Consider the following 11,444-nt stretch of genomic DNA (forward strand, 5'->3'; position numbering starts at 1 on the left):
GAAGGCCCGCGAAGCACAGCAACCACAGGAGTGGTGGTTCGGCGCGCCCCGGTCCGCCGGCGCGATGCCCGTATCGATCATTTCTGCTGTTCTTCGCGTCTCGTGAAACTGTTCGTGGCAGAGAACAAGGCGGACGTTTGCGTGATGCTGTGGCCGAGATGAGGGCTCCCGTGCGCCGACATCTCGTCCGCTGCCAGAAGCACCCGCAGATCATGCAGAACCTGTTCCACGAGCAGCACGTGTTGTACACCGCACGACGGCACTACGCACCCATTAGCGGCCTAGTCAGCAACAGCCTACTTTTAAAGCGTCATGACTGCGCCCTCGCCCTCCCGTTCCGATCGTCTCCACTCAGTTGTCACCGCCATGGAGGCGTCGTTCGATGTCGTCGTCATCGGCGGCGGCCACGCCGGTACCGAAGCGGCGGTCGCCGCAGCGCGGTCAGGCGCCTCCGTGGCGTTGATCACCGGTGCACTCGAGCAGATCGGCCAGCTCTCGTGTAACCCGGCCATCGGCGGCATCGCTAAAGGCACAGTGGTGCGCGAAGTCGATGCGCTGGGCGGCATCATGGCGCGGGCCACCGACCTCGCCTCGGTGCAGTTCCGGATGCTCAATCGCGGCAAGGGGCCGGCCGTGTGGTCGCCGCGCGCGCAGTGCGACCGCGGACTCTACCGACGCGCGGTGCGTAGGTTGCTCGAGGCGCAGCCCAACCTGATGACGATTCAGGGTATGGTGGCGCGTCTGTTGTTCGATGCGAGTGGCACGCGCGTGTCCGGCGTGGAAACCATAGAGGGCCGACGCTTCGGCGCGCGCGCGGTGGTGCTCACCACCGGCACGTTCGGACGCGGCAAGATGCACATCGGCACCGGCACGCAGATCAGCGGCGGTCGCGCCGGCGAAGCGTCCTCCGTGTTACTGGGCGAACAGCTCGATGCCCTTGGCCTCACCACGGAGCGGTTCAAGACGGGCACACCGCCGCGCATCGATGGACGCAGCGTGCGCACGTCCGATCTCGAACGGCAGCACAGCGAGATCGAACAGTTCGACTATTCGTGGTCGCATTTCTGGAGCACGCCGCGCACGCAGCTCGTGGATGGGCTTCAGCACACGCGTCATCCGGCGCAGATGCCCTGCTGGCTCACGATGCTCGACCCAGCAGGCACGTCGCTCATCGCAGAGCATCTCTCCGAATCGGCGATGTACGGCGGTGCGATCGCGTCGCGCGGTCCGCGCTACTGCCCGAGTGTCGAAGACAAGGTCGTGAAGTTTCCTGACAAGGCGCAGCATCAGCTCTTTCTCGAGCCGGAAGGACACGACACGAGTGAGTTGTATGTGAACGGCCTCTCCACGTCGTTGCCGGCACCAGTGCAACTCGCCGTCTTGCGCAGTGTGCGCGGGCTCGAAGACGTGCGCATGACGCGAGCCGGCTACGCGATCGAGTACGATTACTATCCGCCCACGCAGCTCTCGTCGACACTCGCCTCACGGGCCGTGCACGGTTTGTATTTCGCCGGGCAGGTGAACGGCACCACGGGCTACGAGGAAGCGGCGGGTCAGGGCGTGATCGCCGGATTGAATGCGGCGCGCTGGGTCCAGGAACGCGATCCGGTGATCCTCGGTCGCGAGACCAGTTACATCGGTGTGTTGATCGACGACCTGGTCACGCGCGGGGTCGACGAACCGTATCGCTTGTTCACGTCGCGCAGCGAATTCCGTCTCACGGTGCGCCAGGACAACGCGCTCGCGCGGTTGGGTGAAATGGCCGACGGTCTGGGGCTATTGGCACCGGCCGAGCAGGCGCAGCTGGCGGTGCGCCTTGGCGCCGTGCGTGAGGCGTATGCGCTGGCTGAGCGCACGAGCATGACGCCCGCCGTGGCGGACCCGCTGTTGCTGGCGGTGGGATCGGCGCCATTGCTGCACGCGGTGCGCGCGATCGAGCTCACGCGCCGTCAGGATGTGTCGCTGCAAGCGCTCTTCGCCGCCGCCGGCGTAGGTGATGGCCTCCCGGTAGACGCGGTGGTCGGCGCCGAACTGGAGATCAAGTACGAGCGCTACTTCGAGAAGGAGCGCAATCGCGCGAACCGGCTCAAGGCACAGGGGTCGGTCTCGCTGCACGAATCACTGAACTACGAGGCGATGCTGACGATCTCGATCGAAGCGCGCCAGAAGCTCACGCGTATCCGCCCGGCCACGCTGGCTCAAGCGGGTCAGATACCCGGCATCAGCCCGGCAGATCTGCAGAACCTGATGATGGAGCTTCACCGCAAGCCCGCAGGCGAGTAGCGGCACGGCTAGGGGTTCAGCGCGCCCCTGTCCGCCGACGCGATGTTTTTCTCAAGCATTCGTTCTTCGCTGTTCTTCGCGTGCCTTCGCGTCCTCCGCGAGCTTCGCGCGAACCAGCTGGCTGTCCGAGAGCGCCGAACGAGCCGAAAGTACCGCGGTTCGCGCGAAGGGCGCGAAGGGCGCGAAGGGCGCGAAGGCACGCGAAGAACAGCGAATCGCGAGTGCAAGATTCTTGCATCGGTTCGTCTCCGAAGAGTGTCAGCGCGTCCATACCGGGGCAAATCATCCGTCTATCAATTCGCGGCCGTGAGTTGCCGAACCGATTCAGGTACTACAACGAAGTAGCGCCAATGGTGTATCTATGGTGATTCGATAATGTGTTGATACTGTTTCGTAATTTGTTGGTTAATCCCAGACCTTAAAGTACGGTTCGCCATCAAACTGCCCGAAAAATCGATCGTATATGCCGCTTCAGGGTACCAGCGATTACCACTTCACGCTTTCTTTATAGATGAGGAGCTTCACCATGAGCAATCGTGTGTCGAACCGGTCCGTTCGCCCGCTTACTACCGCAGCCCTCGTGCTCGGCGTGCTCGCGACACCACCACTCGCCACGCAGGCGGCTGCGCAGATGTCTATGCCGCTACCGCCGGCGCAGATCGTGGTCAGCGGTCGGGGAGAAGTGCAGGTCGCCCCCGACCGGGCGCAGGTGCAGGTCGGCATGGAAACCCAAGCCCGGACTGCGGCACTTGCCTCGCAGGAGAACAACAAGAAGCAAACGGCAATCCTAGCGGCGATCCGCGCCTTGGGCGTGCCCGCCGCGCAGATTCAGACGCTCAACTACAGCGTCATGCCGATGCAGCGATACGACGAGAAGACCCAGCGTGTCGTGATCGATGGCTACCGGGTCAGCAACATCGTCCAGGTGGAGACCGACAAGATCGAACAGGCCGGTCCCATCATCGATGCCGCCCTCACCAACGGTGGCAACCGCGTGGCCGGGCTCGACTTTCTCGTGAAGGACCGGGCGAAGGCGCAGGAAACCGCGCTCACCAAGGCCGTCGAGAGTGCCCGCCGCCAAGCAGAAGTCGCCGCCAAGGCCGCCGGCGGACAGGTGGCTGAACTGCTCGAGATCAACATCAACGAGTTCGAGCGACCACAGCCGCGGGCCGTGATGGCCATGGCGAAGATGGAAATGGCCGATGCGTCGGCACCAACGCCGGTGAGCGAAGGCCTGGCTACGATCGCCATGAGTGTGACCACGCGCTGGCGGTTTACGAAGTAGAGAACGGCTTCAGTTTCGTGCGGAGAGGAACGTAAGCGGGAGTCCTGACAGTCAGGCCTCCCGCTTTTCTTACCGCTGTCAGATCGATACCAGGACGTTCCGGGAAATTGTTCCACGTGAAACGGCGTGATCTCCCCCTGCCGCCTCCCTACGCGGATCACGATTGTGCCGATATCTTGAATTCACACACCGACCGATAAAAATGCAGCCGCCGCGTTTCACGTGAAACAGGCTGCAAAAGATGTGAATTGACGAGAGCGGACGTGAACAGGCGATAAATCGCCAAAACCACCGAAATCATGCCGCGAAACCGTCGGATTGGTCTGCTCACACGATAGTTCTGGACCTGAGCGGCGCCTATACTACCGCTCCCCGCGCACCCTCCTCGTAGACGACTCTTGGCACGCATCCTCGCAATCGCCAATCAGAAAGGTGGAGTCGGTAAAACCACCACCGCAGTCAACCTCGCCGCCTCACTCGCCGTCGCGGAACAGCGCACCCTGCTCATCGATGCGGATCCGCAGGGCAATGCCACCAGCGGCTGCGGAATCTCGCGCGACGACTTCTCCATGGACTGCTACGACGTCCTGATGGGGGGCGCCTCTGTTGATCAGGCCCTCATCCGCAACGTCCAATTCCGGCATCTCGATGTCCTTCCGACCACGCCCGAACTTTCCGGCGCCGAAGTCGAGCTGGTAAATACCGAAGACCGCGGCACACGGATGCGGGACGCCCTCGCGCCCATCCGCGATCGCTACGACTTCATCCTGATCGATTGCCCCCCGTCCCTCGGGCTGATCACCTTAAACATGCTCGTGGCCGCCGACGCGATCCTCATCCCCCTCCAGTGCGAGTACTACGCGCTTGAGGGACTTTCGCAGCTGCTCGGGACCGTACAGCGTGTACAGGACTCGCTCAACCCGGCACTTGAAGTCGACAGCGTGTTGCTCACCATGTACGACGCGCGACTCAATCTCTCGAGACAGGTCGCCGCCGACGCCCGCGGACACTTCGGAGACAAAGTCTTCACCACCGTCATCCCTAGAAACATCCGCTTGGCCGAAGCCCCCAGCTTCGGAAAGCCGATCGTGGTGTACGACGTGTCCTCCGTCGGCGCCCAAGCCTACATGGCCGTCGCACGGGAGCTCATTGACCGCACGGCCGCCGCATCGACGGCGGCCGAAGACGCGTAACCTTACTTGCATCAAGCACTTACGTAGCATTTTATGACGCCTGAACCCCCTCGCCGTCTCGGTCGCGGGCTCGACGCCCTCCTCGCGCGTCGTGACGCCCCGAAAGACTCGCTCAAAGCCGCCGCGAGTTCGGCTTCCGCGAACTCGTCTGCTGCGCCCGAATCTGCGCGCGACGAATCCCCGCTGTGCTCGCTCAAGCTCTCGCAGATCCGCCCCAATCCCTATCAGCCGCGGCAAGAATTCCGGCCCGAAGAGCTCGCCGATCTCGAGGCGAGTCTGCGCGTGAATGGCTTGCTCCAGCCGATCACCGTGCGCCCCGCCCCCAACGGCACCGGCTACGAATTGATCGCCGGCGAGCGCCGCTTCCGAGCCGCGTCCAGACTTGGGTGGACCGAAATTCCCGCCCTCGTAAAGTCAGTCGACGACAAGACGCTGCTGGTCCTGGCGATGATCGAGAACCTCCAGCGCGCTGACCTCGACCCTATCGAAGAGGCCGACGGCTACCAACGGCTCGCCGACGAATTCCAGCTCAGCAATCAGGAAGTCGCCGACGTCATCGGAAAAGATCGTTCCACCGTAGCCAACGCCCTCCGACTCCGACAGCTCCCCGCGTCGGTGCGCCGGATGTTGCAGGAGAAGCAGCTCACGGCGGGACACGCCCGTGCCCTGCTCCCGCTCGCCACCGAACGAGCTATCGTCGACATGGCCCGCGACATCGTGCAAGGTGGACTCTCCGTTCGCGAAGTCGAACGACGCGTACAAGCGGGACGGCCCAATCCGCCAGCAGCAGGGAAGAAACGGTCCGACGCCGAAGAAATCGTGCCCGCAGGCGCCTCCGCAGCCACGGTTCGACAGATTGAAGAACGCCTCCGAAGGAAACTCCAGACCGGCGTTTGTATTCAGCTATCAGCGAAGGACAAAGGCGAAGTCCGTATCGCCTTCTTCTCCAACGATGACCTCGAGCGCCTCCTCGACCTCCTTGGCGTTTCGCTCGATTAGACAACGCTTGTTTTTGGATGCATCAAAGCGCCTTCATCAGCGCACTAAAGCGCCAAAACATCACACAATACTTCTATGATCAGGAATCGCTTCGCCCGCGTCGCCATCGGCGCTCTGATCGGACTCCTCGCCGCCTGCGGTGGAGAACAGGCCGACGACAGCGCCGATTCCACTGGTGCGAAGAAATTGCGGGTGGCGCTGCTGACCCCCGGACCGATCTCGGACAAGTCGTGGAACGGGATCGCCCATGAAGGGCTGCTGGCCATTCGCGATTCGCTGGGCGCGGAAACATCGCATATCCAAACCAGGACGCCGGCCGAGTTCGACGAGAATTTCCGACAGTATGGCGCGCAGGGTTACGACCTCGTGATTGGCAACGGCTTCGAGTATCAGGAAGCCGCCGCTCGGGTCGCGCCGAGCTATCCCAAAACCAACTACGCCATCACGTCGGGCCGGGTAACGGCGCCGAACATAGCCGGCCTCGCGTTCGCGTTTGAAGAAGCGTCGTATCAGGCGGGTATGATCGCCGGCGCGATGACGAAGACGAACAAGATCGGACTGATCGCCGGTACTGAACTGCCGCCAGTGAAGACCAGCTTTCTGGCCTTCGAGCGCGGCGCCAGGTCGGTCAATCCCAAAGTCAGCATCATCACGTCGTACATCGGGAACTGGGACGATGTGAGCGCCGGCAAGGAACAGGCGCTCGCCCAGATCGCGCAGGGGGTCGACATCATTCTGCAAAACGCCGATGCCGCCGGACTTGGCATTTTTCAAGCCGCGAGAGAGAAGAAGATTCTCGCGATCGGCACCAACGCCAATCAGAACAGCGTCGCCCCCGATGTGATTATCGCGAGCATCGTCATCGATTTGCCGAAAGCGTTTCTGATGGTTGCGCGTGAGGTGCAAGCGGGCACGTTTAAAGGGCGCGTGATCAACCTTGGCGTGAAGGACGATGTCGTGCGCCTGGTCATCAATCCGACCATGCGGGATCGCGTGCCGGCGGCGGCAATCGCCGCCAGCGATTCGGTCGGTGTGATGCTCATGGCCGGGACCTTTACCGGACTCGCCGATCTGTTGCAGGGCACGGACAGCGCGAAGCCATTGCCGCCGGCACTGCCGCCGGCGGCGAAGTAAATCATGTCGACGCCAGCCACGGATCGCATTCTCGCGTCGGCCAGCGGCAACGGCAGTACGCTGCCGTCCGTCCCGCTGCGCGACATCGTGTCGGCGCTCGACGCCGAACTGCGCACCAGTGAGATCCCCGACTATCCGGGCGCGGTGAACGGCCTGCAGGTGGCGAACCCCGGTACAGTGCATCGCGTGGCGGTGGCCGTCGATGCCTCGCGCGCCGCGATCACCGAGGCAGTGATCTCCGGTGCCGACCTGCTGATCGTGCACCACGGACTGTTCTGGAGTGGCGTGCAGCCGCTCGTCGGGGTGCAGTACGAGAAGTATCGCTCGATTCTCTCCAGCGGTCTGGCCGTGTACGCGTCGCATCTGCCATTGGATCTGCACGCCGGGCATGGAAACAACGCGCGGCTGGCGCAGGCGCTCGGGCTGACACCCGATGGTGGCTTCGCACGTTTCAAGTCGGTCGACATTGGCGTGACCGGCACGGCCAACGAACCCACGAACGAACTGGTGAATCGCGTGCAGGCCTTCTCGGCCCGCTACGGTGGCAGCGTGCGTACGTCGATTCCGGCGCAGGGTCGACGCACGCATCGGTGGGCCATCTGCACCGGTGGCGGCGCGTCGTCGGAGACGCTGCGTGAAGCACGCGATCGCGGCGTCGATACGCTGATCGTGGGTGAGGGGCCGCATCACACCACGGTCGATGCGATCGAGCACGACTTGTGCGTGGTGTACGCCGGGCACTACGCCACGGAAACACTTGGTGTGCAATCGCTCGGTGCATTTCTCGAAACGCGCTTCGGGCTTCCCTGGTCATTCCTGCATCTGCCAACCGGATCGTGACGACCGCGCCGACGGGAGCAGTGCTGCTCTCGCTCGACGGTATCACGCACGCGTTCGGCCGCGTGCGCGCGCTGGAGAACGCGTCGCTGCGGGTCCGGGCCGGCAGCGTCCATGCGCTGCTGGGCGAAAATGGTGCAGGCAAGACGACCCTGATGCGCGTCGTGTTCGGGTTGTTGCGCGCACAGCAGGGCGTGATGCGGTGGCGCGGCTCGCCGATCACCGTGCGATCACCGTCGGAAGCACTCGCCCTCGGCGTCGGGATGGTGCACCAGCATTTCACACTGGTGCCCACGATGACCGTGGCGGAGAACATCGCGCTCGGCGGACATGGTGCGTTCGATCCGCGGCGCGCCGCCGATCGCGTGCGCGATGTGGCCGAAGCAGCAGGACTGATGCTCGATCCTCAGGCGCGCGTGCAGGATCTTCCCATTGGTGCGCAGCAGCGATGCGAAATCGTGAAGGCGCTTGCGCGCGACGTGACGTTGCTCATTCTCGATGAGCCGACGGCGGTGCTGGCCCCGGCAGAAGCGGTCGAGTTGCTGCGCTGGATTCGTGGCTATGCCGATGCCGGCAACGCCGTGGTGCTGATCACGCACAAGTTACGCGACGCGCTCGCCGTGGCCGATGATATCACCGTGTTGCACCGTGGACGCACCGTGCTCACGACCGCAGCACGCGACACCGATCAGGCGCGCGTGGCCGATGCGATGCTCGGTGGCGCGCGTGCGCCTACAACGAGCGTCGCGTCAGACGATGTGAACGATCGAGCCGGTGCGGTATCGGGTCCACCGGTGCTCGCGCTCAGCGCCGTCACAGTGCGCGATGCCAACGGTGTGGATCGCGTGCGGTCGGCCACGCTGCAAGTGTGCGCCGGCGAGATCGTGGGCATCGGCGCCGTGGAAGGGGCGGGACAGCATGAACTGTTGCGCGTGCTATCGGGACGGCTGACGCCCACATCAGGCACGCGCACCATTCCCGGGAGCGTCGGATTCGTGCCGGAAGACCGACATCGTGATGCGCTCATGCTGGACGCGCCGCTCTTCGAGAACACGGCGCTTCAGGGCGCTGGTGCGCGCCACGGCGTGATCGACTGGAACAGCTTCCGCACGCGCACGTCGGCCTTACTGCAGCGCTTCGATGTGCGCGCCTCCGGTGCCGACGCACGCGCGCGAACACTCTCCGGCGGCAACCAGCAGAAGCTCGTGCTGGGACGCGAGCTCGAAGCGGCGCGCGAGGCGCTGGTGGTCGAGAATCCGTCACGCGGGCTCGACTTCGTAGCCACCGATGCGGTACATCAGGCGCTGCGTGCAGCACGCGACGCGGGGATGGCGGTCGTGGTTTACAGCAGTGATCTCGACGAAGTCGTGCTGTTGGCCGATCGTGTGTTCGCGATGCACGACGGCGCCCTGATCGAGAGTGTGAAGAATCGGGACGTGCTGGGACGCGCCATGTTGAGCGGTGACGCCGGTGATGCCGCTGTCGCGTTGGGAGCAGACGGATGACAACGCGACGCGTATTCGCCGCCACGACGGCGCGAGTCCTGGTGCTGCTCGCCACGGCGATCGCGATGCTGGCCGTGTTGTTGACTGCCACCGGACACGACGTCGTTCCCGCCTTGTCGGCGATGGTGCGCGGTGCGTTCGGGTCGTACTACGCGATCACGTCCGCCACGATCGTTCGCATGGTGCCACTGGCGCTGGCGGGACTCGCGGTGTCGGTGGCGTTCCGCGCAGGCATTCTCAATATCGGCGCCGAAGGACAGCTGCTGGTCGGCGCGGCGGCGGCCACGGCGATCAGCGGCACACTCGTCGGCGTGCCGTGGTTCATCGGCATTCCCGTCATGCTGGTGGTCGGCGCGGTGGCGGGCGGCGCGTGGGCGGCGATCGCGGGAGCGTTGCGATTGCGATTCGGTGTGCTGGAGGTAATCAGCACGATCATGCTGAATTTCGTCGCGCAGTATCTCACCGGATGGCTGGTGCGCGGTCCGCTGCAGGAACCGACGCGTGTGAATCCGCAGTCGGCGACGCTCGTGCCCGAGCTTCAAATGCCGGTGTTGCTCGAGGGCACGCGTTTGCACGCTGGTGTGCTGTTGGTCATGGTCGTCGCCATCGGCGTCTGGTGGTGGCTGCGCAGCACGGCGAGTGGGTTCCGGTTACGCGCGGTGGGTGCGGCGCCAACGGCTGCGGCCAGCGCTGGCGGTATCGATGTGCCGCGCACGATGTTCGGGGCGTTTCTCGTAAGCGGCCTGCTGGCGGGGTTGGCGGGCGCGGTGGAGTACACGGGCATCACGTACGCGCTGTACGAGAACTTTTCGCCAGGCTACGGCTTCACGGCGATCGCGGTTGCGTTGTTGGCGCGATTGCATCCGCTGGGCGTGCTGGCCACCGCGCTGCTGTTCGGCGCGCTCGAAGCCGGTGCCAACGCGATGCAGCGCGATGCCGGTGTGCCGAGTGTGGTCGTGTCGGTGGTCGAGGCGCTGCTGATACTGCTGGTGCTGGCGGCCGACCGCTGGCGTCCCTCACGCGCGGACGAGGCGGGCACATGATGCAAGACGTGACCGTTGGTGTGAGCGCCGTCGGTATAAGCGCCCTGGCGGTTGGTGCCGGCCTGCTGGAGGCTACGGTGCGCACCGCCACGCCGCTGGCGTATGCGGCCTTGGGCGAAAGCGTGAGCGAGCGAGCCGGTGTGATCAACATCGGGCTCGAGGGCTCGATCATCGCGGGAGCGCTCAGCGCAACGATTGCGGCCGGAGCCATTGGCGTTGGTGGTGGATTTGCGGCCGGCGCGGTGGCGGGGCTGTTGGTAGCGGCCCTGTTCGCACTCTTCGCGGTGGGGCTGCGCGCCGACCAGATCATCACCGGCACCGCCATCACGCTCTTTGCACTCGGGCTCACGGGCACGGTGTATCGCACGGTGTACGGCGCGGGAGGCGTGGCGCTGACCACGCCAACGGCGGCCACGCATGCACTGCCGGTCCTTTCGTCGCTGCCCCTGATCGGCCGCGCCTTCTTCGCGCAGCCTCTCGTGACCTACGTGCTCTACTTCGTCGCCCCGCTGTTGGCGTGGTGGATGCAGCGAACACATGCCGGGCTGGCACTGCGCGCGGTCGGCGAATATCCCGAAGCGGCGATCGCGGCAGGCATCTCGCCAAGGCGGACTCAGTTGCTAGCCGTCCTCTTTGCCGGCGCGATGGCCGGTTTGGCTGGTGCCACCTTAGTGCTGGCGCAGGCGGGGACATTCGTGGAGGGGATGTCAGCCGGACGCGGCTTTATCGCTATTGCGATCGTGGTGTTGGGACGGTGGCGTCCGCTTGGCGTGGCCGCCGCGGCCCTGTTGTTCGGCGCGGCAACGTCGTTGCAAACACTCTTTCAGTCGATGGGCTGGACTGGCATCCCGTACCAGCTGTTCCTGGCAGTGCCGTATCTGCTCACCCTGGTGGTGCTGGCGGTCACGGGAAAACGCGGTCACCGTGCCGTGGTATGAAGTATGCCATTCCTACAGGTACACACTTGAAAGGGGATGCATATGACAACTCAACATACCGGCCGTGTGAACACGCGCCTGCTGTTGCTAGCGATTGTGGCCAGCTCGACCGTATCTGGTTGTGCGAGCCTGAATCAGAAGGAGAAGGGAGCCGTGATCGGTGCTACGGCCGGCGGCGTGGCCGGCGGGGTGATCGGCCGCAACAACGGCTCGACGGCCAAGGGCGC

At 64.4% G+C, this 11,444-nt stretch carries 9 protein-coding genes and 1 pseudogene; all 10 read left to right on the plus strand.

What is annotated here, in order from left to right:
- Positions 1–312: 312 nt before the first annotated feature.
- Positions 313–2,283 (plus strand): tRNA uridine-5-carboxymethylaminomethyl(34) synthesis enzyme MnmG, encoded by a 1,971-nt coding sequence (gene mnmG / locus ACESNG_RS12830; protein WP_373069270.1) that lies wholly within the window; start codon positions 313–315, stop codon positions 2,281–2,283.
- Positions 2,284–2,809: 526 nt separating this feature from the next.
- Complete coding sequence (locus tag ACESNG_RS12835) at positions 2,810–3,568, plus strand: SIMPL domain-containing protein (protein WP_373058577.1); 759 nt, start codon at positions 2,810–2,812, stop codon at positions 3,566–3,568.
- A gap of 398 nt (positions 3,569–3,966) precedes the next feature.
- A complete protein-coding gene (locus ACESNG_RS12840; RefSeq protein WP_373058579.1) occupies positions 3,967–4,761 on the plus strand; it encodes a ParA family protein in 795 nt (264 codons plus the stop codon).
- 33 nt (positions 4,762–4,794) lie between these two features.
- Positions 4,795–5,760 (plus strand): ParB/RepB/Spo0J family partition protein, encoded by a 966-nt coding sequence (locus ACESNG_RS12845; protein ID WP_373058581.1) that lies wholly within the window; start codon positions 4,795–4,797, stop codon positions 5,758–5,760.
- Between the two features lie 75 nt (positions 5,761–5,835).
- Positions 5,836–6,894 carry a BMP family protein gene (locus ACESNG_RS12850; RefSeq protein WP_373069271.1) on the plus strand — a complete coding sequence of 353 codons (1,059 nt, stop codon included), beginning with the start codon at positions 5,836–5,838 and terminating at the stop codon, positions 6,892–6,894.
- Positions 6,895–6,897: 3 nt separating this feature from the next.
- The gene (locus ACESNG_RS12855; protein ID WP_373058585.1) at positions 6,898–7,734 is read left to right on the plus strand and encodes a Nif3-like dinuclear metal center hexameric protein; all 837 of its coding nucleotides are present in this window, start codon (positions 6,898–6,900) and stop codon (positions 7,732–7,734) included.
- Positions 7,731–9,236, plus strand: coding sequence for an ABC transporter ATP-binding protein (locus ACESNG_RS12860; protein WP_373058587.1), 1,506 nt, complete (start codon positions 7,731–7,733; stop codon positions 9,234–9,236). Before ACESNG_RS12855 ends, ACESNG_RS12860 begins: the two co-directional genes overlap by 4 nt.
- The gene (locus ACESNG_RS12865; RefSeq protein WP_373058589.1) at positions 9,233–10,279 is read left to right on the plus strand and encodes an ABC transporter permease; all 1,047 of its coding nucleotides are present in this window, start codon (positions 9,233–9,235) and stop codon (positions 10,277–10,279) included. Before ACESNG_RS12860 ends, ACESNG_RS12865 begins: the two co-directional genes overlap by 4 nt.
- Positions 10,276–11,217: an ABC transporter permease gene (locus tag ACESNG_RS12870; RefSeq protein WP_373058591.1), complete on the plus strand. Its 942-nt coding sequence runs from the start codon at positions 10,276–10,278 to the stop codon at positions 11,215–11,217. Before ACESNG_RS12865 ends, ACESNG_RS12870 begins: the two co-directional genes overlap by 4 nt.
- A gap of 42 nt (positions 11,218–11,259) precedes the next feature.
- Positions 11,260–11,444, plus strand: a pseudogene (locus ACESNG_RS12875) (hypothetical protein); the annotation flags it as partial.

It is taken from the genome of Gemmatimonas sp. (genome assembly GCF_041689975.1).
Lineage (GTDB): Bacteria > Gemmatimonadota > Gemmatimonadetes > Gemmatimonadales > Gemmatimonadaceae > Gemmatimonas.